Origin of the sequence: Corynebacterium lactis RW2-5 (genome assembly GCF_001274895.1) — a bacterium.
Taxonomy (GTDB): domain Bacteria; phylum Actinomycetota; class Actinomycetes; order Mycobacteriales; family Mycobacteriaceae; genus Corynebacterium; species Corynebacterium lactis.
On record NZ_CP006841.1, the window covers coordinates 787,377 to 811,035 of the forward strand.

Annotated in this window: 20 protein-coding genes and 1 tRNA gene; 19 read left to right on the top strand and 2 right to left on the bottom strand. The window is 59.1% G+C overall.

Annotated features, from left to right (window positions below):
- Positions 1-5 precede the first annotated feature (5 nt).
- From CLAC_RS03400 to CLAC_RS03450, 11 genes are all read left to right on the top strand, one after another.
- Positions 6-5,384: a phage tail tape measure protein gene (locus tag CLAC_RS03400; protein WP_053411698.1), complete on the top strand. Its 5,379-nt coding sequence runs from the start codon at positions 6-8 to the stop codon at positions 5,382-5,384.
- Positions 5,384-6,349, top strand: coding sequence for a hypothetical protein (locus CLAC_RS03405; RefSeq protein WP_156324761.1), 966 nt, complete (start codon positions 5,384-5,386; stop codon positions 6,347-6,349). Before CLAC_RS03400 ends, CLAC_RS03405 begins: the two co-directional genes overlap by 1 nt.
- Positions 6,343-7,863, top strand: coding sequence for a Gp37-like protein (locus CLAC_RS03410; protein WP_053411700.1), 1,521 nt, complete (start codon positions 6,343-6,345; stop codon positions 7,861-7,863). Before CLAC_RS03405 ends, CLAC_RS03410 begins: the two co-directional genes overlap by 7 nt.
- A 12-nt stretch (positions 7,864-7,875) precedes the next feature.
- On the top strand, positions 7,876-8,952 hold the full coding sequence (locus CLAC_RS03415) for a hypothetical protein (protein ID WP_053411701.1): 1,077 nt from the start codon (positions 7,876-7,878) through the stop codon (positions 8,950-8,952).
- The gene (locus CLAC_RS03420) at positions 8,949-9,626 is read left to right on the top strand and encodes a hypothetical protein (RefSeq protein ID WP_053411702.1); all 678 of its coding nucleotides are present in this window, start codon (positions 8,949-8,951) and stop codon (positions 9,624-9,626) included. The genes CLAC_RS03415 and CLAC_RS03420 overlap by 4 nt, the downstream gene beginning before the upstream one ends.
- On the top strand, positions 9,623-10,828 hold the full coding sequence (locus CLAC_RS03425; protein ID WP_053411703.1) for a phage tail fiber repeat family protein: 1,206 nt from the start codon (positions 9,623-9,625) through the stop codon (positions 10,826-10,828). Before CLAC_RS03420 ends, CLAC_RS03425 begins: the two co-directional genes overlap by 4 nt.
- Positions 10,828-12,234, top strand: a complete 1,407-nt coding sequence (locus tag CLAC_RS12605; protein ID WP_053411704.1) for a glycine-rich domain-containing protein — start codon at positions 10,828-10,830, stop codon at positions 12,232-12,234. The genes CLAC_RS03425 and CLAC_RS12605 overlap by 1 nt, the downstream gene beginning before the upstream one ends.
- A 21-nt stretch (positions 12,235-12,255) precedes the next feature.
- Positions 12,256-13,503 carry a peptidoglycan DD-metalloendopeptidase family protein gene (locus CLAC_RS12795; RefSeq protein ID WP_053411705.1) on the top strand — a complete coding sequence of 416 codons (1,248 nt, stop codon included), beginning with the start codon at positions 12,256-12,258 and terminating at the stop codon, positions 13,501-13,503.
- 79 nt (positions 13,504-13,582) lie between these two features.
- Positions 13,583-13,948 (top strand): phage holin, encoded by a 366-nt coding sequence (locus tag CLAC_RS03440; RefSeq protein ID WP_053411706.1) that lies wholly within the window; start codon positions 13,583-13,585, stop codon positions 13,946-13,948.
- Between the two features lie 3 nt (positions 13,949-13,951).
- Positions 13,952-14,356 carry a hypothetical protein gene (locus CLAC_RS03445; RefSeq protein WP_053411707.1) on the top strand — a complete coding sequence of 135 codons (405 nt, stop codon included), beginning with the start codon at positions 13,952-13,954 and terminating at the stop codon, positions 14,354-14,356.
- A gap of 11 nt (positions 14,357-14,367) precedes the next feature.
- A complete protein-coding gene (locus tag CLAC_RS03450; protein ID WP_053411708.1) occupies positions 14,368-14,778 on the top strand; it encodes a hypothetical protein in 411 nt (136 codons plus the stop codon).
- A gap of 203 nt (positions 14,779-14,981) precedes the next feature.
- Here CLAC_RS03450 and CLAC_RS03455 read toward each other — a convergent pair.
- Positions 14,982-15,054: transfer RNA gene (locus tag CLAC_RS03455), tRNA-Arg, on the bottom strand.
- A 197-nt stretch (positions 15,055-15,251) separates the two neighbouring features.
- Here CLAC_RS03455 and CLAC_RS03460 point away from each other — a divergent pair.
- The 5 genes from CLAC_RS03460 to CLAC_RS03480 all read left to right on the top strand — a co-directional run bounded on the left by CLAC_RS03460 (position 15,252) and on the right by CLAC_RS03480 (position 21,364).
- Complete coding sequence (locus tag CLAC_RS03460; RefSeq protein WP_053411709.1) at positions 15,252-17,399, top strand: bifunctional copper resistance protein CopD/cytochrome c oxidase assembly protein; 2,148 nt, start codon at positions 15,252-15,254, stop codon at positions 17,397-17,399.
- A 190-nt stretch (positions 17,400-17,589) separates the two neighbouring features.
- On the top strand, positions 17,590-18,171 hold the full coding sequence (locus CLAC_RS03465; protein WP_053411710.1) for a single-stranded DNA-binding protein: 582 nt from the start codon (positions 17,590-17,592) through the stop codon (positions 18,169-18,171).
- A gap of 230 nt (positions 18,172-18,401) precedes the next feature.
- Positions 18,402-20,072, top strand: a complete 1,671-nt coding sequence (ettA, locus tag CLAC_RS03470; RefSeq protein ID WP_053411711.1) for an energy-dependent translational throttle protein EttA — start codon at positions 18,402-18,404, stop codon at positions 20,070-20,072.
- A gap of 107 nt (positions 20,073-20,179) precedes the next feature.
- Positions 20,180-20,617 carry an acyl-CoA thioesterase gene (locus CLAC_RS03475; protein ID WP_053411712.1) on the top strand — a complete coding sequence of 146 codons (438 nt, stop codon included), beginning with the start codon at positions 20,180-20,182 and terminating at the stop codon, positions 20,615-20,617.
- Positions 20,618-21,364 carry a DUF8185 domain-containing protein gene (locus tag CLAC_RS03480; RefSeq protein ID WP_053411713.1) on the top strand — a complete coding sequence of 249 codons (747 nt, stop codon included), beginning with the start codon at positions 20,618-20,620 and terminating at the stop codon, positions 21,362-21,364.
- Positions 21,365-21,407: 43 nt separating this feature from the next.
- Here CLAC_RS03480 and CLAC_RS03485 read toward each other — a convergent pair whose 3' ends face one another.
- A complete protein-coding gene (locus tag CLAC_RS03485; protein WP_053411714.1) occupies positions 21,408-21,800 on the bottom strand; it encodes a globin in 393 nt (130 codons plus the stop codon).
- A 188-nt stretch (positions 21,801-21,988) separates the two neighbouring features.
- Here CLAC_RS03485 and CLAC_RS03490 point away from each other — a divergent pair, with 188 nt between their 5' ends.
- Genes CLAC_RS03490 through CLAC_RS03500 form a run of 3 tightly spaced genes read left to right on the top strand, consistent with a single transcriptional unit; the run spans position 21,989 to position 23,638 of the window.
- Entirely contained in the window at positions 21,989-22,645 is a 657-nt protein-coding gene (locus CLAC_RS03490; RefSeq protein WP_156324762.1) for a hypothetical protein, read from the top strand.
- A complete protein-coding gene (locus CLAC_RS03495) occupies positions 22,638-22,898 on the top strand; it encodes a hypothetical protein (protein ID WP_053411716.1) in 261 nt (86 codons plus the stop codon). Before CLAC_RS03490 ends, CLAC_RS03495 begins: the two co-directional genes overlap by 8 nt.
- Entirely contained in the window at positions 22,895-23,638 is a 744-nt protein-coding gene (locus CLAC_RS03500; protein WP_053411717.1) for a PrsW family intramembrane metalloprotease, read from the top strand. The genes CLAC_RS03495 and CLAC_RS03500 overlap by 4 nt, the downstream gene beginning before the upstream one ends.
- Positions 23,639-23,659 lie beyond the last annotated feature (21 nt).

Genomic DNA, 23,659 nt, shown 5'->3' on the forward strand with positions numbered 1-23,659 from the left:
AGACGGTGGCCGGTGGCAAGATTGACATTCTCGTCGAACCTGATTTGAAGGGGTTTGAGGGAAAGCTTGAGTCTGGGCTTGGTGGGGCGCTGGGTACGGCGGGCAAGATTGGTGCCGCGCTTGGTGTTGCTATTGGTGGGGCGGAGATGTCTCGCCAGATTATCCAGGTCGGTATGGACTTTGAGTCGCAGATGAATACTATGTCTGCGGTGTCTCAGGCCACTGGTACGCAGTTGGATGCTGTGGCGGCGAAGGCCCGTGAGTTGGGTTCGGATACGTCGTTGACGGCGACGTCGGCGTCGGATGCGGCCGCTGCGATGACTGAACTTGCTAAGGGCGGCTTTACTGTTGAGCAGTCGATGGAGGCTGCGAAGGGCACGTTGCAGTTGGCTGCTGCTGCGCAGATTGATGCGGCTGAGGCGGCGACGATTCAGTCTCAGGCGTTGCAGTCGTTCAGTTTGGGTGCTGAGGATGCTGCGCGGGTGTCGGATATTTTGGCGGGTGCGGCGAATGCGTCGTCGGCTGAGATTGGTGGTATCGCTCAGGGTCTGCAGCAGGCTGGCGCTGTCGCCAACCAGTTCGGTGTTGATATTGACGACACGTCTACTGCGTTGGCGATGTTTGCAAACGCGGGTATTCAGGGGTCTGATGCTGGTACGTTGCTGAAGTCGGCGTTGCTGGCGTTGACTGACCAGGGTAAGCCCGCTCAAGCTGCGATGGAAGAACTCGGGCTGTCGGTGTACGACATGCAGGGTAATTTCGTTGGGTTGCCGTCATTGTTCGAGCAGTTGGCGGAGGCGCAGAAGTCGATGACGCCGGAGGCGTATCAGGCGGCGACTGCGACGCTTTTCGGTTCGGATGCGATGCGTCTGGCCGGTATTGCGGCGGAGCAAGGCCGTGATGGTTTTGAGACGCTTCGGGATGCAGTGACTCGGTCTGGGCAGGCTGCGGAGGTCGCAGCGGCGCAGACGGAGGGGCTTCCTGGCGCGATGGAGCGGCTGCAAAACACTGCGGAGGAAGTCGGGCTTGCAGTCTACGACGCTCTTTCCGACAAGCTTGTAGCTGGTGCTGACTTAGCAACAACTGCGTTGGAAGCTATTGGTCCTGCTCTTGCTACAGGGCTTGGCGCTGCCTTGGATGTCGTCGGTGGTGCAGCATCAGCCCTTGACGGGCTGGAGGGTGCGGCGATTGGTGTCGCTGGTGCGTTGGCCTTGTCCTCTTTCACGGATTTTCCGGGACGGATGAATGCGGGCACGGGAGCCTTGCGTGGCTTCGGCGAGCAGATGAAGGTACAGAAGTCGCTTGCGAAGGCTGCTGGGGTTGAGCTCACTAGCGTCGGCGCGGCGATGGCGACCATGGAAGCCCGTGTCCCGACGATCCATCGTATGAGTGAGGCGTACCGGAAGACTGGTGCGCAAGCCCGCGCGATGGGAACCCTGACTCTAGCGGCGTCTACGCAAGTTGATGGCATGCACCGTAACTTGCTGCTGGCTAAAGGTTCCGCGCAGAAGTTCGGCGGAGTCCTCGGCGGTTCGGTCGCCGGTGGCCTGTCGCTGGCGAAATCCGGTGTAACTGGGATAATCAATGCCTTGGGTGGCCCATGGGGGCTGGCGATTGCTGGCGCTGGTTTGGCAATCGGGCACCTGATTCAGAAGCACCAGGAAGCTAAGCAGGCTGAGGAAGAGCATAAGGCAGCGCAGGAAGCGCTACGTGAATCACTAGACCAAACTACGGGTGCGATTACCGCGCAGACCCGTGAACTTGTTCTGAAGGCGGCGCAGGAGTCGGATGCCATAGATACCGCGCGTGAACTTGGGATTTCTCAGGAGACCCTCGCGGATGCGATGACCGGTGTTGAAGGGGCACAACAAAAGGTCAATGCCGCGATTGATGTTGGTTCCCGGAAAGCCCTGGAGAGCTCGAAGGCGTGGGAAACATCCGGGCGGAATCTCCGCGGGATGGGCATCACTGCTGAAGACGTGAGCGAAGCAATTTTCGGCACGGGGCAGGCGTCGCAGGATGCGATGGACAAAATTATGTCCAAGGGGCCTGCTGCCGTTGATGCGTTCAATAAAGTCGCCAGCGGGGTAAAAGACGCGGATGAAAAGTTCAAGGGCCTCCGTGACCAAGTCAACCGAACCTCGGATGATCTCGACAAGATTGAGGCTGAGGCGCAAAAGGACCGGCTGGCGGCGCTCAGGGACTCGACGGAGAAGACCAAAACAGCGATGGAGCTGCTCGGAGACAGCATCATTTCTATCCCGGATGACAAGAGCATCAAGGTGGAATCTGACGCCGTCAACGAGGAAACCCGGGCGAAGCTCGAAGAGCTCGGCGCGAAGGTGACAAACCTGCCCAATGGTGAGGTGCTCGTAGAGTTCTCGAACCATCTGGAAATCGTGTCCCTGCTCGACTCCCTGGGAATCAAGATTGCCAACTTTAAAGGCAATATCGAGATTACGAACAATAGCCCGGAGGTTGAGGCGCAGCTCGAGCAGTTAGGCCTCAAGGTGACTGATTACGAAGGTCACGTGGTTATTGATTCCAATGATGAGGAAGTCAAACAGCGACTCATCGAATTGGGGCTCATGGCCGAAGCGGGAGTGCATGGTGATCTCACTATCACGGACAATGTTCAGGATGTTTTGTCCCGCAAGGATGGGCTAACAGCTCCGACAAAGTCCGAACACACAGTGTCCGACAACACTGATGATGTCCAAAAACGCAAAGACGGGCTGAAGTCCCCAACCGACTCGAAGCATGATGTTAAAGACAACGTCGCTGACGTCAACGCGAAGAAGGAAACCCTCAAGCGGCCTACGTCGTCACAGCACACGATTTACGTGCGGCAGGTTGAGTACGCGAACAGTGCCGGAGGAACTAGACCGCTCCCACTGTCAATGCAGTGGCAAGGTGGTTACTGGCCCGGCCCCGCGTACGCATTGGGAGACCGGCACGACGGCTACCGGCTTCCACTAACCGGGCTGGGCACGGAAATCCGAGATGGGTTTCTCGCCCTCGACGGCGCAGGCATACCAACGGCCCGCCTGGACGCCGGTGAATGGATCATCAACGGTGCATCTTCCGCAACGTTCGATGAGCTACTCTTCGCAATTAACAACAACACTCCCAGGGCGCGCGCAGCACTAGCGGCGTTCGAAGAACTACCTGGCTACGCCGAAGGTAGAGACCCAAAGAAACGCAGCAATCGTAAAAGCAGCGACCCTGACATTGAAGCCTCCGATGAGAGCACAGACACCAAGGACGAGCAGTCCGGTGTTGATCGTGCCTTCGAAGAACTGAACCCAACCCAGGGCGGCCCATACGTGTATGGCGGGACCTTGCCCACTGGCGCGGACTGCTCCGGCTATGTCGGCCTGTGGCAGTCGGTGCTGGAGGACCGGAACCCGCGCACTACGCGCCTGGGAACAACGGTGTCCCTTCTAGCGGGGCAGTGGCCAAACTTACAGCCCGGAACCGACGGTGTGTTCATCGTTGCTACGAACCCAGAGCACATGGTTGCTCAGTTGGACGGGGTCAACATCGAGTCCGGTGGCTCCGGAATGCAGATTGGTGACGGGGCGACTAGCCCATACAATCTGCCGAATGCCACGCTGTACTACCTTCCTGATGAGTACATCAAGGGCGGTACCGGTTCAGGGAAGTCGAAGCGCGGTAGGTCTTCGTCAAGTAAGCCGAAGAAGACTGATGCGGAGACCGAGCGAGAGCGGTTGGACAAAATGGCAGCTGAGTCGCAGCCGCATCTTGCCAGGTCGAACGTGCAAATACCGCCGGACCCGATTGTGACCGCGGCGATGACACCCGCGAATGACCCGGATGGTGTCAAGGAATTGACCAAGGGCGGGGCGTGGACGGAGCGTTTCGGTCTAGCCCACAATGCCTCGGCGGAAGACAAACTAGTTGAGTACTTGCTGTGGGCTTACGGGCAGGATAACGAACCAGACTATGAGTTAGCACGGGCGTTTACTGAAGCAAATGATCCGACAGGTGTCCGCTCCATGATCGAGGCGGGTGTCTGGACAGGGCGCTTCGGGGACCACTACCGGGCCGGTAAGGACTCGCAGTTGGTCAAGGCTGTGCTGGCTGCTCGCCGTAATGGTGGCTACTTCACTATCAAGTTGAACATGCTTGAGGACGAGTTGGGTGATAAACCGCGTTCGGCCTCCGAGCTTGCCGGCAAGGTTGCGAAGGTAGCCGCTGAGGGCGCCGTTAGTGACTTGATGCAAGTGTTGGGGCAGGACGATGAGTTTGGCCCAGTTGTCGAAGTTGGTCTTCTGGCTGGCAAGCAAGCCTTCACTCAGTCTCAGGGAGTAGATGCGTCGGGTCGCATTGTTATCGAAGATACGACGGCGAAGTCGTCCCCGACGCGCCAGGGTATTTCCGAAGCGCAGGCGGAAGAGATTCAGCCTGCTGGTGCGTCTGTGTATGACCCCGGGCGTGGAACGGAGCAGTGGTCAGGGCTGATTGACAAGGCCCTGTCGATTACTGGTAACCCGTCGGGGTGGAAACAGCCGATGGTGGAGCAGGGAGATATTGAGTCTCATGGTGACCCGTCGGCGGTTGGCCCGTCGTCTCCAGAAGGGGCGCCGGCTGGCGTGTGGCAGGTGAAGCCGGGCACATTCCAAGCGTTCCGTGACCCCGGGTTGGTCGACGACGTGCACGATGTGCTGGCCAATGGTGTTGCTGCCCTGAACTACGTCAACTCTCGGTACGAGAAACTGCCGTGGCCGACAGCCGCAGGTTATCAAGCGGGAGGTCGGGTCACCGCGGCCCGGTCTGGTGGGCGCGGGCCGGATGACAAGATTCCAGCGTGGCTGGCTGAAGGCGAATACGTGGTGAGTGCTCCGGCGGCACGCCAGAACCAGGCTGTCCTTGAGCTAATCAACGGAGGTGCAGAGATTGCGCATCTTGCGGCTGACACTGTGGTACAAAACGGCACGCGCCTGGCGACGCTGGGTGTTGATGCTATGGCCGGTGCCGGTGCTATCGGCTCGCTGGGTATCCCGGGTATCGGTGGCGCTTTGGCCCCCTCCGCTGAGTCCGTGATGGACATTGGTGGAAAAGCCGTGGAGGCGCTATCCGAAGTGGCGACACAAGTGTCGAACCGTGTTATCGACACGGTAGCCAACAGCGCTACCGAGTTCCTAGTCGGCGACGCACAGTCACAGCGGCGCGAGTACCAAGCAAACATGGTGCGAGACGCTGCGTTGGAGTCGAGGGCTCAAGCGATGCGCGAACAAATGGAGCAGTCCGTTGCTGCACAGCGGCCAGTCAACGTTAACGCCAATGGGTATGACCGCCGTGATCTGGCGGCTGGTATTCGGCAGGCACGATACGAGGAACGATGGGAGAGTGGTTTCTAATGCGAGGGGCTATGTTCCCGGAAGGCGCCGCGAATGTGGTGCTCGCCGGTCCTGGCGCTGCGGCAGGATTACCAGAACGCGCGTGGCACCTATCTGATTGGCCATCCAAGGTGGCGAATGAGGAAGGGGTTGCAATCGCGGAGGGCTGGGCTGATTTTCAGGAACCCACGGTGACGCATCAGTGGTTCACTCCGGCGCAGTCCCATGGCGCAGTGTGGTTGGGTGCTGTCGCGGACCCGCGTCGTTTCCAGTTGCCGATTACGATGCACGCCACACGTGGTAAGGCGTTCGAGATTGTGCGAGACGAGTTCTTCACAGACCTGAATTTCACTACCACGTCGAGGCTGTATGTGAATTCTCCTTCGGGCACGGTGTGGCTGGATGTGCGTCTCGACGGTCCTCCGATTGTTGGTGACGTGCGGCATGACGACGCGATTGTGCAGGAGCAGGATTACCTGTTGCCGATTGTTTCGGAGCAGGCTTTTTACCAGGCGCCGGAGGTGGCCCGCACGTGGGTGTTGGGTAAAGGCTGGTCGCCGTCACCGGAGCTTTGGAATTTCGGTGACGTTCCGGAGTGGCCGGTGTGGACGCTACGTGGGCCTGGTGTGTTCACGATTCCAGATATTGCCCCGAAGGACTTTGGGCCTGTCGAGGGGTGGTTACTGGATTTGGTTCCATCCTGGCTTAAGGACATGCTCCGCATGGGGCAAATCTTGGTTGATAAGCAGACGACGGTGATGTTGTTGCCTGGCGAGACGATGGTTCTTACCGGTGACCCGGCTCGGCGTCTTGCGGTGTCGGATAAGCGTAAGGATGCGCACCGGTGGCTTGGTGGACAGCGTCCGCTGTACCAAGTGATGCCGCACACGCGGTGGGATGTGTCAGGGCTTCGTGTCGTTGGCGGTAAGCCAGGTGTGACGTCGGCTGTTGTGCAGATTGAGCCTAGGAGGCGACGCCCATGGTAGCCCCGTTAGATCTTGACCAGGCTGTTGCGGCTATGGAGGCGGCGAACCGTCTACGAGTAGACACTCCGACGAGGATTGACCTGTGGTCTCGGCATGGCTTCGAGGGAACCGTGGGGTTGTTCGAGTCGGTGCAGGTTCGGTGGTCGGCGTCGGGGCAGGCATCATTTGTGATGCGGGGTTCGGATCCGCTGGCGGCGTTAGTTCGTTCGTGCCGTAAGAACTTGGTGCGCGTGCGTATTTGGTACGGCAGTCAGCACTGGGATGGGCGCGTGTGGGTGTCCCGAGATTCCGGTGTCGGCTCGGAATGGAAAGTCACGGCCGAGTGCGTCGGTGTTGAGCGTATCCTCGACGGGATCCTAACGTACCCGGAGCCGTTGGCAGGTATTGAGTGGGCGCAGGTACTGCGCAAATCGGTGTACACCGGCCCTGTTGCGACGGGCTTGTTGGCGCTGGTGGCGTTGAATGTGCAGCGGTTACAGCGGCCGCATCGTCAGCTCGGTTTGCCCATCGATGTGATTCCGAAGAATCCCCTGCTTGACGGTTCCCCGTGGCGGACCTGGGCAGTGGCGATGGAACCTATTTCCCAGGTTGCGGAGGAAATGCTTAAAGACGCGCAGGGGTACAGGCTGCGTGTCCGCCAGTGGTTGCCGGGAGATGAAAAGCCGCATCCGCTGTGGCTGCACACCACGCCTCGCATTGTTGTTGATGTTGTGCAGTCTCCGTGGCTTTATGGCGTCGGTGGTGGGTTGACGGTGTTCTCATCGTTGGCCCGTGAGATGGCGACATTCGTTGGTGACGCGGTCGGCTGGATTGCACAAGGGGCCTCCCGCAACCTGTCGAAACGCTGGAGTGAGCTGGTCAACGGCAAGCCTATCCCCGCGGTGATTTGGCAGGAGGGCTGCCCAGGTGTTCTCGACGCCAACGTTGATAATCAGCACCCGCAGGCCGCTGCCGCAGTGGTGGGCGGCGCCGCTCCGGATTGGCTGAACACGCTAATCCAGGACGGTTCGGAGTTGGCTGTCACGTCTCTACTTGGTGGCCTGGGTATCGTCATGCCAGGTTTGGGCGGAATCGTCGGCAAGGCGCTGACGAACAGGGTGGGTACGTACCAGCGGACTGTGGACTGGTCGACACTACTGCAGGTCGGGCCCGAGGCTATCCCGGAGACGTTTCAGTCCACCTCGGCCGCACTAACGCTATCGGCATCCCAGGCCGCAAGGTCGGCACTCATGGAAGCAGCGCCGCAAACGTTCACCGAGTTGACCGTCATGGACGGTATGCCATGGAGGTTCGGTGAAGACTTCCAGGTTGGCGACAGTCTCGGATGGTGGCACATGGACGGGGAACTCTACGTCGGCCCCTGCACGGGTGTGGACATGAGCGTCACCCGTGAGGAAGGCGCAGTTATCAAAGCGAGTATTGGCACCCCGCCGATTATCGCTCCTGGTGAACAAGCAAAGCGCATCGCGTCATCTGCGGTGACTATCGCGAACGCGCTCACTCTCAAGTACTAAGGAGGAAAAGAAATGGTGTCTTTTAAGATTCCGGCGGTGCTGGAGCTCCTGCTGAAAGACCAGTGGGATATCCGGTCTACACAGCGCGGTGTACTCACAATGGAGGGTGGTAACACCATCACCGCGGAAATCCCGGCCATCAAGGGGGATAAGGGAGACCCGGGCCGTGATGGTTTGCCACCCCGGTTTCGTGAACCTGTGCACGAGACAGAGTTGCCGCACCCGAAATCGCTAACTAAGCAAGATATCGGCTGGTTCTGGCCGATTATCGGCTCATCCACGGTATACACATACAACGGTTTTGACCTCATCCCGATTGAAAACTATCTCGGTGCCCGCGGCCCTGTAGGGCCCGCCCCGAAAATTCGCATCGGGGAAGTCAATGCTGCAGACGCGCCGCGAGTCGTAGCTCGGGAGGACAGCGACGGCGCAACGATTCTTGACATTGATGTGCCGAAGGGCAAGCAAGGTGAGCAGGGCATCAAGGGGGATACAGGCAACTCTGCGTCGATTAGTCGAGCAGACGACTACGACGATGGTGGGAAACCAGGCCAGCCTGGTGACGTTCTTACCCTCCGCAAGGATGGAGACTGGGGCCCAGCACGGCCACAGCTTGGTGCGGGTGTGGTAAAGAGGTCCGGGTCGGATGAGAACTGGCGGGCTATCGATACTGGCGCGTTCTGGGGCGGGGACTACGTGGGTATTACTGAGTTAACGGTCCCGCCTCAGCCGTTTCCGTGGGAGCCAGAAGTCTACGGCATGGTCGATTTGAAGGTTGACGGCATCATGGTGCGGATGGATGTCGAAGCGCGACTTGGTGCGGTTTCAGGTCCACTCCTTGCGCTGGGGCCTGGCCCATCGTCGAACAAAATGATTGGCGAATGGGTTACCCGCCAGATTGTGCCCGCGGCTGATGAGACTGCAAGCTTTAACGCTTCGTCGACGGTCGTTCCCGCAGGGCAGTCGGCTGTCATTCACTTGATTGCGCGGCGTGTGGAATCGTTATCGAAAATTACCCTGCAGACTCGTAAAGAGCGGGCGTACCTGAGAGTGAATGTCAACCCGGTGCGGGTGGAGTCTGAGCTATGAGTCTCCTAGATTCGATGGGGCTCGGCCGTGACCTACGTGACGAGGGGGCCGTAGGCCAGTTCGAAACGGCGGTTGCGGCGCCGGCGGTAACACAAGCTGCGGGTGACTGGGATAGGCAAATGCTGGGCCCCTTGCGGCAGCAGCAGGATTATCTCGCTGGTGTACGCGGATACTGCGCGGCGTACATGTCAAAGAACATCAATGGTGAGTGGGGGCCGGATAACACTAGAAAACTACCGTTTGACGCCCAACATGGGGAGGGGGCGAAAGGCGCTCATGTCGACCCGGAGAAGGGCGGCATCGTTTTTGATGAGCCTGGGGTGTGGCTGGTGTCGCTGTATACCACGGCGCGGTGGACAGCCTATACAGCTTCGTGGCTTGATACGGACTCGGTTCGTGTGACAATGCGCGCCAAATCGCCGAAGGGGCAAGTCTTCGACGAGAAGATACTGCAGCATTTATCCGGTAAGTCTGCGGTGTCTCCGACGATCACGGTGCCAATGGTGGTGAAGGAAGCGGGTTCCTACATTGAGGTGGAGGGGTGGTCGTCCCGCTACCGGTGGTGGGACGGTGGCACGAAGTTCTCCATGCTGACAGTGGTGAAGCAGGACAACCGGCCGGAAAAACCAGGCGCGTTGACTGTGTCTGACGAACGGAAGGAAACGTCACAGTGACATTTAAGACTTTTGTGATGACCGACGAATGGAGAGTCGCCCAGCCTGGGGACGTCGATGATAAGGAAACTCAGATGCTCCGGCGGGGTATCACTGGCCACGCGGAGTTAACACCAGTCCTGCCTGAGGGCACTCGTGTCGATGATGACCCGCGCGCCTGGTCTCTACTGTCTCGAACTGTACGAGCTGATTATCATCTCGGTAGGCTGGTTGGCCCCGATGGGTTAGACGGTGTTCGCCTTGTCGGCTGGGTAAACGGGAAACCTGTCGCGTGGAAGGTCAAGCGTCAGCTTCGATTCAACCGTGAAACGCGCATTAAGCTTCCCGATGTTGTGGTGGCTCCGGTAGAAGATACGGCGCATCTGCCAGATCTCGCACCGATGGACCCCGATGATATTAAGCGGCTGCCGGAAGTGCGCGTGGCTATTAATGACGTCATCAACGACATCCGTGTTGTTAAGGATGGGCTGGCCGAGGCACGTGAGAATGTGTCAAAGGTAGAGGGGTTGGCTGATCGTGCTGAGAAGGCCGCGGCTACTATTCCCGCGTTCGAAGATGCTGTTGTTAAAGTAACGTCCGCGTCTACTGTGGTGGAGGAAGCGACGCGCCGGGCGGAGGCCGCGGCGGGGGATTCGGAGATGCACGCGGAGGAAGCCTCTGCTTCTCAGGTGGCGTCGGAGTCGGCCCGTGATGAGTCGAGGTTGGCGCGTGATACTGGTACTGCGGCACGGGATGAGGTTACATCTCTGGCGGTGTCGATTAAGGCTGATAGGTCTGCTGCTGAGGAAGCGGCCCGCAACGCTGAGGCCACCGCAAAACGTGAGGCGGCTGCAGCGGTCGCCGCGCTTGTGGACTCGGCCCCGGAGCACCTGGATACCCTTGCGGAGATAGCCCAGCTGTTAACGAAGCAAGGCGATGCGGCATCAGCGTTGACGCAGACGGTGGCAGGTAAAGCACCGCTGAAGCACACGCATCAGGTGGGTGATATCTCGGGGCTGCAGGCCACATTATCGGGTAAGGCAGAGGCGTCTCATCAGCATTCGATTTCTCAGGTTGAAGAACTGCAGTCGACGTTGGATGGGATTCGTGATGAGTTGGCCAAGCGCGCTAGAGGTAATTTTGATTTCACCGTTGCGACGAAGCCTCCCGGGCCGGGTACTCCGGCGACGACAGTGACGGTGATTACGAAGGTGCTGCCGTAGTGATTTTTCATGGTGGCAATACTGTGCAGCGCGTGTTTGTCGGGGAGCAGGAGGCCACGGAGGTTTATCGTGGCCGTGACCTCATTTGGGCGAAGCGGCTCGGCGGCATGTGGCGTTATGTTTTCGAGGGCCGCGGCGGCGTCTACGATGCGCACACCTACGCCGCTGAGAACGGGCAAGGCAGACTCAGCGTGGAAGATACAAGTTTCCCGTTCTCTGTCGCCAGCGGCTACCCCGGGCTGGTGTTCATGACAGCCAACCCGGTGCAGGTCACCTCCCATACGGCGATGGTGCTGCATTCTGGGCTGCTTGCCCCGCCGGTCGGGGAGGATATTCTGCTCGAGGTCGAGTTGTTTATGAACGGCAACGATGCCGGGGCGTGGGAATTCGGCCTGTTTAATAACCGTATTGGTCTGGTTTTTGACCGCACCGGTCTAGAAATCAATATGCGGCCGCGCCTATGGGCGGGGCGGAACGAGACGAAACTGCCGCTACATGGCGCTGCTGATGATTCGGAAGTAGAAGGGCGTAAGGGCGGCCATGTTGGGCTATGGATCAGCCCAAAGAACGGGTGGGTGCGCGCCTACCTAGGGCGGGAATTTGTGAAGGAGCTGCCGCTGGATAAGTCGGTGCTGTTTGCTGACCGGCCGTTGAATTTCCGGTTTGCTAACCGTGCCGCGTTTTTCATCAGCCCGATTGGTCCATTTACGCCGGTGCCAGTCCCCATTTTCCCGCCTGGTATTCATGCCGTGCAGCAGTCCACAGGGGTCATGGCGTTCCGGCGTGCGCATCAGCTCGGATGGACGGAGGGATACGTCGAACCGCCACCGGAGCCGACCCCGGAAACTGATACTCCGACAGTAGAGGCTGATAACTCCCTGTCGCTAGAGGTTGAGTACGTGGTGCAGGGTTCGCATCGTGTGGAGGTTCCGCAGTGGGCCCGCTCGGTACAAGTCGTCGCCCTCGGTGGTGGCGGTGGTGGTTCCGGTGGGGATGCGTTGGGGTTGGGGGCGTGTAATGGTGGCGATGCCGGGCAGTGGGCGTCAGGGACGTTTACGGATTTGCCGGAAACCTTGTCGCTGTTCGTGGGGGCTGGTGGGCAGCCAGGGGCAAGTGTTAAGGGCGGCTATGAGGGGCAGGCGTCGTGGGTGCGCACTGGCTCGGGGGATGTGACTGCAGCACCCGGTGGTGGTGGCCAAGGATATGGTGATCCCATTGGTAGGTCCGCGGGGGTTAGGGAGTTTTTTGGTCGCCGTTTTGTCGGCGGCGAGATTGCGTGGCAGACCGAGCCTGGTAAGGCTCCGGGTGGTGGCGGTGGTGCTGCGAGCACTAAGCCCATCGGCCGCACGCTAGGTGGTGCTGGTGGTGCCGGTAAGGTGTGGCTGCGCTTTTCATCGAACCCATAATTCGTTCAAGGAGGTAGAGCTATGGTCACAATGCCAGTCGATAAGGGCTTTTACGTCACCTCTGGGTTCGGTCCCAGGTGGGGGACGCACCATTGGGGCACTGATTTCGGGTGTGATGGCGGTTCGGGTGGGAAGCCGATTTACGCGGTGAAGGACGGCACCATCGCGCGTGTCGGCCCCGCGACGGGGTTCGGCCAGTGGATTGGGGTTGACCACCCGGCCAGCAACGGTGGCGGTGAAACGATCTACGGCCACATTATTCCCGAGGTGTCGCTTGGGCAGCAGGTGCGTGAGGGGCAGCGTATTGGGCGCATTGACCCCAACCGCGCCACCAACGGAGGTGTTGACCCGCATCTGCATTTGGAATGGCACAGGTATTCATGGGTGCCGCCCGGCCCGGATCGTCTTGATCCGATGGTGATGCTTAAGGGTGCGCGGTGGCCGGGAGAAGTTAAAGCGCCTGTTAGTGAATCTACGGAGGTTAAGAAAGTGGCTGATAATGCCGTTGATATTGATAAACACCATCTGATTACGTTTGGTCGGCCTACGCCGTTACCGAAGAAGCGAATCATCGTTCACACGACGGAGAACACTCCGGGCACGTCCTCGCAGGCAATCCTGGATTACCAGGTGCGCAGTCGCACGGGGTCGTATCACCGACTAGTGGACGCGACCGGCAAGATTACGCTCGCCAATACGGATGATTGGCAAACCTGGTCGGTGGGCAACAAGGGCAACGATATTGCCTTACACGTCTCCCTTGTGGCGCAGGCGAAGATGACCCGCCCCGAATGGCTAGCACAGCCAAAGATGCTGGAGGGCTGCGCTCGCGTTGTCGCGTATTGGGCGCGCACCTACGACATCCCGCTAGTGAAACTAACGCGCGAGGAGTTGGGGGCCGGAAAGCACGGTGTCGCCGGACACCTGGAGGCGCAGGTATGGGGCAATACTGACCACTGGGACCCTGGCTACCACTTCCCCTACGATGTGGTGCTCGCCAGGGCGAAGGAAATCAACGCCGGTAAATCAGCCCCGGCGGTGGCAATCCCGCCATCACCGGCACCGAAGGCACCGCTGACGCTGGATACCCCGTGCAAGTCGCATGTTCCCGGTTCGAAGCATGTGGCACCATTGGCGGACTACATCATGTATATCGACCGGGGCGTGTATGAGGGCCGCAGGATGATTGACAGCAACGCGAAGCGTCTGGAGGCGTTGGAGAAGAAGTTTGACCGGCTGCTTGAGTTGGTCGAAAAGAAAGAACAGTAAGCACCCCGGCGGGGTGCTTTTTTCATGCCCGCGTGATCGTCGCGCGGGCTTTTTCTATAGCCATAGGAGGCAAAAAGTCATGGAAAAGATTCGATCTATTGTTCCCGCTGGTGCGCGCCTGACCTGGTACGCCGTAGCGTCCGCTGTGATCACTGCGCTGGTGTCGTGGGGCGTGCTGAGCGAAGAAGCGGCACCAGCCGTGACCGGCGTAGTCATCGCGGTGGTCACCCTTGTTTTCGCGATTGTGCACTCGACTACCCCGTGGCGGCAGGCCCTGTACGCGGTGGCAGCGAGTGTGGCTGTCCTCGGCGCGTACCTTGGTTGGGGCAGTGGCGTACAGATGGATGCGCTCCTAGCCGTGATTGCGCCGGTGCTGGGCATCACGACGGCGGCAGCCACCACCAACGCCGGCGAGTATGTCGGTGAGCACCGGGCGGGGGAGTAGGCCATGTTAGGGTGGGTGTTTAGCCCGCGGCTTATTGCGGCCGTGTGGGCGGTGTTCGCGGCATCCACCTCGGCAGGCTACTACGGCAAGAGCGTCAGCGCGCTTACTCCTGTTGAATCGGTTCTGCCCGCGGGGAGCCCGGCGTTTGCGTGGGCGGTTGCTGCCACTTTGCTCATCGTTGGGGCTAGTGCGCCGGTAACCGCCCGGTGGGCCGCGGTCGGGCGGGTTTCACGGACGATTGGGATCGCGATTGTGGGGGCGCTGCTGGCTATGTGGGCTATTAGCTTCGCGATTGATGCTGTTGTTGATGGCTCTCGGATGTGGATTAGCGCGAAGAATTACTCGATGCTGGCCGCAACCGCCATAGCGTCGGGCGCTGTCATGGGACGAAACTATGCCAAGCACTAAGGAGGTCTTTCATGGACTTCGGTTGGGCAGACCTTCTTGCAGCGCTCCCGGGAGCAATCGTTGGCATCGTGGTCGCATGGCTGGGTCTTAAGGGCCGCAAGGAAGAGGCGACGGTTCAGTTCAACGGTGACCTTTTGCAGCGGCAGGGGGATCGTATCGCGCGGCTTGAGACTCGCCTGGATGATGTCGAGGCGGCGCTGCGGGCGACGCAGGTGTTGTTGAGGGTCGAGGAGGACCGCACGCATCAGTTGCGTCGTGCACTGGAGGACGCGATTGACTGGCTGCGTGACTTTGTTGATTGGGTGCGCAGTGACCGTAAGGCTGCGCCTCCGGAGCCGGATATTTCGGATTTGGCGGCGGTGGTGCGTGCGTCGTATCAGTCGCCGACAGCCAGGAATCCTCCGCGGGACGAGTTAGATTAAGCATGCCCCACTGGTTTAGTTGTTCGGGTTTTTCGAACTTCTGGCTGGTGGGGCTTCTTTTTTGTGTCTGCTAATCGCACGACATTTCCACGACATCTGACCCAATATCGCCCAACATTAGGCAATATTAGCGGGGGTAGTCCGATAGGGGAAAACCCCGCCTGAACTCGCAAAACACCAGTTCAAGACGGGGGGTAGAAACGTGCCCCCAGAAGGATTCGAACCCTCGACCAATCGGGTAGAAGCCGACTGCTCTGTCCACTGAGCTATGGAGGCTGACAAAGAACTTATTGTAGCGTCAACCGCCGTGGCTCACGCAATCGGGGCAGTGCTCGAGGCTTAGTCTCGTGGCGGAAGGTGCCTTTGGGAGTTGTTGCCCCTCCAGGCAATTAATATGTGTGCCCGCTACTCTGTGTGGTTTAGGTGTACAACCGGTTCTTGTCCGAGCGGATAACCCGACTAGGCTTGGCACTATGACTGCCGCAACCCTGGTCGATAGCGACCCCGCTATTCCGAAGGACAAAAAAGTTCGCAAATCCGCTGGCTGGTATTTGCTTTTCGCAGCCGTCGGCGGCGTGTTGGCCGGAGCGTTGTCGCTCGTGTTCAACATGGACTCCCGCTCCACGTTGGGTATCCCGGACCCGGGCGCCATAACGACGTTCGGTTTCCCCTTTGCGAAAGCCGCCGGCGAGCTGCTCGCTGCTCTGGGGGTGGGCTCTTTCATGTTGTCGGCTTTCGGCACTAAGCCGCGTCACGACGGCACGGTCGACCTCGATGGTTACACGGCCTCTCGTGCAGGCATGTGGGCAATGCTCGGATGGGGTCTGATTGCGCTGTTCGAGATTCCGTTGGTGCTTTCGGACGTATCAGGTCAGCCACTTTCCACGACTATCCAGCTGAGCAATTGGTCGGTGTCTCTCGACCAGACCTCGGAGGGACTGGCGTGGTTGTGGGTCGCGATTTTCGCCGGCATCGTGGCGTTGGGTTCTTCGCTGACGCGGAAGTGGATTTGGCAGCCGGTTTTCTTCGCAATCAGCCTGGTGTCGATGATGCCGCTGGCCGTTGTTAGCCACAATGCGACGGGCGGCGCCCACGACTACGGTACGAACTCCTACATTTGGCACCTGACCTTTACTGTGTTTTGGGTGGGCGGCTTGATGGCGATGGTCGCTCACGCGCGCCGCCGCGGCGACTGGCTCCCTGAGGTCGTGCGGCGTTACTCCTTTGTGGCTCTGGTGTCCTTCGCCGTAATGAGCGTCTCCGGTTTCATCAATGCTGCCATTAACGTCAGCTGGTCCGACCTGGTGAGCAACAACTACGGAATCTTGGTTCTCGTCAAGGCTGTGCTGATTATTCTTCTCGGTCTTTGTGGCTACGTGCACCGCAAGCTCACGATTCCGGAAATTGAGCAGAAGCGGGATAATCGTCCGTTCTGGCGCCTGGCCATCTTAGAGACAATCATCATGGCGCTGACTATGGGCGTGGCAGTTGCCCTGGGGAGGACCCCTCCGCCGCCGAACTTCTCCGATCAGGCGGGCGGTGAGGGGCTTCCTCCGATTACCCAGATGCAGGTGAAGTTGGGCTACAACCTGGACATTCCTTTCGGCTGGGAGGCAATGTTCACTCAGTGGCGCTTCGACATCTTCTTCGGAATGGCGGCAATTGTCGCGGCCTGGATTTACCTGTACTGGCTCTACCTGTTGAAGAAGCGCGGCGGTACCTGGCCGATTGCTAACACCCTGTGGTGGGTCGGCGGCTGCGTATTGCTGTTGTTTACCTCCTCCAGTGCGTTGGGCAAGTACATGGCCGCCCAGTTCTCGGTTCACATGACTGCCCACATGCTCTACTCGATGGGTATCCCGGTGATGCTGGTTTTGGGTGGCCCGGTCACCCTGGCTCTGCGTGCCTTGAAGCCGGCCGGCAAGAATGGTCTGCCGGGGATTCGCGAGTGGCTGGTCGTGTTTATCAACAATCCGGTCTCGCGTTTTCTGACTCACCCGGTCGTGGCTACGGTGCAGTTCGTTGCCGGTTTCTACCTGCTGTACATGACTCCGCTGTATGACTTCCTGGCGGATGAGCATGCGGGGCACCTGTTCATGAACATCCACTTTTTGATCTCGGGCTACATCTTCTACTGGGTGATTATCGGTGTCGATGCAGCCCCGCAGCAGATTTCCCCTGCTGTGAAGATGGTGACGCTGATGGGCTCGCTTCCGTTCCACGCCTGGTTCGGTGTTTCCCTGATGCAGTCGCAGCAGGTGCTCGCCAAGGAGTACTACTCCACGCTGGATCTGCCGTGGGCGGTGAATCTCCTGCAGGATCAGAACATCGGCGGTGCTGTGGCGTGGGCCGCTGGTGAGGTTCCGCTCTACATTGTCACCGTTGCCCTATTTGTCCAGTGGAGGCGTGCCGACGCCAAGGATGCAGCCCGCTACGACCGTGTCGCGGAGCGCAATGATGATGCGGAGCTCGAGGCGTATAACGCGATGCTCGCGCGGATGAGTGGTCAGGTCGGCGTGGCTGGCGAGGACGAGCGGGACTACTACACGTCCACGGTGGACGCGCAGCACCCAGTTCACATGGATAACCCCATCGACGCGTCAAAGAAGCGACACCGCTAGGGGCCCGTCGTTTAGCGATCTTTCGAGGGCCTGTGGACAGTTGTCGTGTGAGGCAAGTTGTCCACAGGCCCTCGTTTTTGGTCTTTCGGGAGTGTCCTTGCCCGGGCATGGTGGGAACTGCGGCGGTGAAATCCGGTCGGTCTCAGCGCCGCAGTTGTAAGTACACACGCTACTTGGGGGAGGAAAACCCATGTCCGAAGCATTGATCACTGTGGTCGGAAACGTCGCGCGTCAGGTTGAGAATCGAAATACCAACTCTGGAGCCAAGGTCTGTAGGTTCGTTCTCGCGTCGAGCAGGTCTTGGAAGGGAGAAAGCGGCTGGGAGCAGTCCGAGACGTCCTATTTCGATGTGGAATGCTGGGGGAAGCTGGCCGAGAACGTTAATAACTCGCTGTGGAAGGGGCAGGCCGTCATTGTGCATGGGCACATTCGCACTGATTCCTGGACTGCTGATGACGGCGGCACTCGCTACCGCCAGAAGATTATTGCAAAGGCGGTCGGGCCAAATCTGAAGCGCCACGTGGCCACTGTTAAGACCTATACGGAAAAGCCGCACGAGCAGCCGGTCGGGCAGGAAACGTTCGGTGGAGCCTCTGCAACTCAGCAGGTAGGCGATTACGCCGGGGAGGCAACCGTCAATCCCGCTGAGGCGGATAATCAGGGCCACGGAGATAACGAAGAGCGCCGCGAGCCCGCGCTGGTCGGAGCAGGCGTCTCCGCAGGTGCTGGCGCGGGGGAGTCCGCAGCAGACAGTGCGGATACGCCTTTTTAGACCCGCCTTTCGGCCGATTCTGCTCTGTGTTGAGGCCGGCGACAGCGTTGTGAGGAGCAGTCGGTGAGGTGTGCTGTTCCTTACACGCGTCCTTACACGCGCTGGCCTCGCCTTCTAGGATAATCCGCCGGATGGCGGGATTTTGGCCGTGCAGATTGTGCCTTTACCGCGCTATGCGTAACCTCTACAGAGATTGTTTAATTTCCTTTAAGAGGGGACGAATTTCCACCATGGGTGAGTTCATCTACCAGATGAAGAACGTGCGCAAGGCGCACGGCGACAAGCTAATCCTCGACAACGTCACCATGGCGTTCTACCCGGGCGCCAAGATTGGTGTCGTCGGCCCGAACGGCGCTGGTAAGTCGTCGATTTTGAAGATTATGGCCGGCCTTGACCAGCCCAGCAATGGCGAGGCATTCCTAGAGCCGGGGGCCACCGTGGGCATCCTGCTGCAGGAGCCGCCGCTGAACGAGGAAAAGACTGTCCGCGGCAACGTCGAAGAGGGGCTGGGGGACATCTTCGAGAAGAAGGCTCGCTTCGAGGCTATCGCCGAGGAGATGGCCACCAACTACACAGACGAGCTCATGGAGGAGATGGGCAAGCTCCAGGAGGAGCTGGATGCTGCCGACGCTTGGGAGCTCGATTCCAAGATTGAGCAGGCTATGGACGCTCTGCGCTGCCCGCCGGCGGACGAGCCGGTCACTCACCTCTCCGGTGGTGAGCGTCGTCGTGTCGCGCTGGCCAAGCTGCTGCTATCCGAGCCGGATCTGCTGCTTCTCGACGAGCCGACCAACCACCTGGACGCAGAGTCCGTCCTGTGGCTGGAGCAGCACCTGGCCAAGTACCCGGGCGCTGTCCTCGCCGTGACCCACGACCGTTACTTCCTGGACCACGTTGCGGGCTGGATCTGTGAGGTCGACCGCGGCAAGCTCTACCCGTACGAGGGCAACTACTCCACCTACCTGGAGAAGAAGGCCGAGCGCCTCGAGGTTGCGGGCAAGAAGGACGCGAAGCTGCAGAAGCGTCTGAAGGAAGAGCTAGCGTGGGTTCGCTCCGGTCAGAAGGCTCGCCAGGCGAAGAACAAGGCCCGCCTCGAGCGCTACGAACAGATGGTGGAAGAGGCCGAGAAGTACAAGAAGCTCGACTTCGAAGAGATTCAGATTCCGACCCCGCCGCGCCTGGGCAACCAGGTCGTGGAGGTCTCGCACCTGGACAAGGGCTTCGACGGCCGCACCCTGATTAAGGATCTCTCCTTCACCCTGCCGCGCAACGGCATCGTCGGCGTTATCGGCCCGAACGGTGTCGGTAAGTCGACCCTGTTCAAGACTATCGTCGGCCTGGAGCAGCCGGATGCCGGCGACGTGAAGGTCGGCCAGACCGTCAAGCTCAGCTACGTCGACCAGGGGCGCGAGAACATCGACCCGGAGAAGACCGTGTGGGAGGTCGTCTCCGATGGCCTGGACTACATTGTCGTTGGCCAGAACGAGATGCCGTCTCGCGCGTACCTGTCCGCTTTCGGTTTCAAGGGCGCCGACCAGCAGAAGCCGTCGAAGGTGCTCTCCGGTGGTGAGCGCAACCGGCTGAACCTGGCTCTGACCTTGAAGCAGGGCGGCAACCTGATTCTGCTCGACGAGCCGACCAACGACCTCGATGTCGAGACCCTGTCCTCGCTGGAAAACGCTCTCCAGCAGTTCCCGGGCTGCGCCGTCGTGATTTCCCACGACCGCTGGTTCCTGGATCGCACTTGTACACACATCCTCGCCTGGGAGGGCAACTTCGTCGAGGGCCAGTGGTTCTGGTACGAAGGCAACTTCGAGGGCTACGAGAAGAACAAGGTCGAGCGCCTGGGTGAGGATGCGGCACGTCCGTCCCGCGTCACCCACCGTAAGCTGACTCGTTAGGCTTTCGCCTTTCGACGTCGCCCACGTCGCCCCGAGATGCTCTGGTTAAAAACATCTCGGGGCGAAACTGTCCAAATCAGTGTGCTGATGCGCCTATAGTCATTGCTATGACCCAATCAGCACCGTTTCGTACTACTGTGGCCGTGCGTTGGTCGGATTTTGACCAGTACGGCCATGTAAATAACGCAGCTTTCCTTGAGTATGCTCAGCAGGCCCGCGTGGACTTCGCGGTTCGTGTCCTCGGCGGTGGGGAAGGTTCTGGTTCCGGGTTCCCGGCGTCGGTCGTCCGACGGATGGAAATCGATTATGTGCGCGCGATTCTCCCTGATACGCGCGAGGTAGTTGTCGATACCGAGATTATTGCGTTTGGTCGCACCTCCTATACGCTGCGCCAGTCGATCAGCGATGAGCACGGTCATGTCACTGCTGTCCTCGAGACTGTTATGGTGATGTTCGACCTGGAGACTGCCACTGCCGTGGAAGTTCCCGCGTCAGCGCGCCGTGAGCTGGAGCGGTTCGCGGCACCAGCAATTGAAGAGAAGTAGATGCCCACATCTCCAACCTCGTCAGTAGCCGAACTGAGTATTGCGACTCGGGCTGCGTTGAAAAACCTCGGAGTGCTCGCGCACAAAGCGCTCGCGATAGATTCTGCCGCCGTTATGCGCCTGCGTACGAGGGAAATTGAATCCATGCACCAGGATTCCTCCACTGCGATGAGTCAGGTGTGGGTCAAGACCCCATTTGGCCCCTTGGCGACCAGGACGCTCGCCCTGTCTGCGGCCCCGGACGATGTAATTGTTACTGCTGCGGATGTTAAGGACATTGCCGTTCGTGCCTTCGCGAAGCAACGCTCCAGCGACGACGTTGATGCTGATAAAGACGCAATCACGGCGCTTCCGTACCGCATCCCCGCGCAGTCGTCGGCCGGGTGGCCAGGCTTTCTGCCCGTGCTGGATGGATGGGAGCCTGTCGACTACGTCCCAGCCACCGCATTCCGCACCCTCGAGCGCCAGGCCCGCAATGTTGCGACTGAATCCTCTGGTCCCGTCGGCTTGCCGACGTCGCTACTTGACCAAAAGGTCCTTTCTGTAACGGGGCAGGCGTCGGAAAGCGAAGTAGACGTGTCGATGCGCGATGTGTTCGCGCTGTGCGCGATGGGATTCATCCCGGAAAATCCTGCCGAGAGGGAACCGGTGCGCGTGTCCGCGAAGGGGCGCTGGCATCGACTCGACGGACGCTTTGGATCGATCTTTACGATGGAGTCGTTAGCGGTTCTCCCCATCGTGGGGTGAGCCGAGTGGCTGTCCGTCAAAAGTAGGGCATCGGGGAGAGAGCCTACTCTGGCTGGTTGATGAGCATGTCCGCGACTTGGACCATGTGATTCCACATGGCATCGCGGTAGGGCTGGGGGAGATCGGCATCCGGAATCTCGGCTAGTGAGGCGCTCATTAGCTCTAGCCATCTATCGTGTTCTGCCATACCGATGGAGAACGGAAAATGACGCATTCGGAGACGAGGGTGTCCGCGCTGTTCATTGTAGGTATGTGGTCCTCCCCAATACTGAATGAGGAATAGACGCAGACGATCTTCGGCACCTTCCCAATCGTCCTGCGGATACATTGGTCCAATTAAATCGTCTGTCCGCATGCGCGTGTAAAAGCCGTGTACGACCCGGTTGAACAGATCCTCGCCGCCGACGGCGTCAAAAAGGGTTCGGGAAGAAGTCATGGAATCGAGTGTAGTTCCTTCGGTTCAAACTCGGTGCGCGGTGATGCGAGGGAAGATTTATATGAGCCAGAAGGATTACTCCTCAGGGCGGAAACCATCACAGCACAGGCAGAAATACGAGGTAATCGCGTATAAACGGTCGAGGAAAGTATTTAATCACTCCGATACAAAGTGGTGTGAGTAGCACAGTGAAAATTGTTCATTTTAAAGAAGCGATAGCCGTTGCGGCGCTCGTGGGCGTGGCCTGGGCCGGGCCCGCTGCGTTCGCTGCGGTCGCACCGTCACCGAAAATAGACGCTACCAATGGAGAGCCGATTGTTCTCGACGGTTCTGTCGCCAAAGTCAGCTTTGATGCGCCGGAAGGCTGGCGCATTGCCCCCGGCGGAGGTAATGAGAAAATAACCTTGGCCAAGGATGACTCGGTGCTGATAGTCGAGGTTATGACCGGAGCCGATGGCACTGAAACTTCCTTGTCCCGAGCGATGTTGAACCTCAACCGTCGCGGAATTAGCGCAGTCTGGGATCAAGATCGTATCACTGTCCCGAAGGCCATAGAATCCGGGGATAAACGCGAGGATTTGAAGGGACAGATGTGCACCGCAATTGATCCCGCGACAGTTTCGTCGTCATCTCGTGCCGGTAGCTGCGCCATCGCATCGGGAAATGAGCTCGCAATTATGGTCATTGCGCTGGGGGCTCCTGTTGAGGAGGGCGCCTCGGGTGAAAGAAATGTGGGCAACGGATCGAGCGACAGCAATGTACTCCCCGAGCAAGTCATGAAGTCGATGAAGGTAGAGCTTGTCGCTGACAGCGATCAGCCGAGCGAGGGAGGCGATCGTGAATAATACAACTATCAACAATCAAGATGGAATGAGGTCGCAACCGGGACTTGGCAACGATGCCACATGGTGGGTTCTGGTCGTCCTCGGAGCCGTATCTCTGGCATCGCTGGCAGCGGAGTTCATTCCTCAAATTGATAAGAACCCTTCTGAACTAGGGCTTGTCATCGGAGCGCTGCTGGTAGGCCTGGTCATCCTAATTTTCCTGGTGTCGCTGTTTGACCGCACCAAGGTCCGCAAGGAACCCGGGCAAAAATGATGTGGCTCTACGCCTTTGTTCTCGGAGGACTGATTGGTCCATGGGTTGCCTTAAAGGGCAATGAGGCCATGCAGGAAGGCCTGGAAGGATTCGTAGAGCGCAATGCACTTGCGGACTGGTGGCCAGCGCTTTCCGCCCCTGCCGTCGAGGAATTGGGCAAAGGCGCAGTTGTATTCGGAATCATCGTGGTATTCCGCTATCTGGTAACTCGCCCAATCCACGCCCTCTACGTCGGTGTTGCAGTGGGATTCGGGTTCCAAATCACTGAGGATGTGCTCTATGCGATGTCGGCTGCGCTAGATAGTCTAAACAGCGACTTTGCTGGAGGAATCCAGAGCGCCATCCTACGAACTGCTACGGGCCTTATCTCTCACTGGATATATTCTGGCTTTGTTGCAGTCGGCATTGCCTACCTGATGGGAATTACATACAAGCCGACTCCGCGGACAAAGCGAATCGGAGTCGGAGCTGCACTTATCGTGGCAGCCATTGGACTGCACTTCCTCTGGAACTCGCCGCTTTCCTTCGAAGATTCAGCCGTCGTTGGCTTGCTGTTGATTGTCAAGGTCATCGTCGTTTTCGTTGCCTTCGTTGTGTTGGTACGAGTCTTGGTTAAACAGGACCGAGAGGCCCTCGGCCTTCCGAGCCGAAAGGAGCGTAGAGCTCAGAAGAAGGCCGAAAAGCTAGCCAAAAAGCAGGCCAGCGAGCAGGCCGAGCAAAAGGTTGACCAAACTGCCTAGCGTGGTGCAGGCGGATTGCCA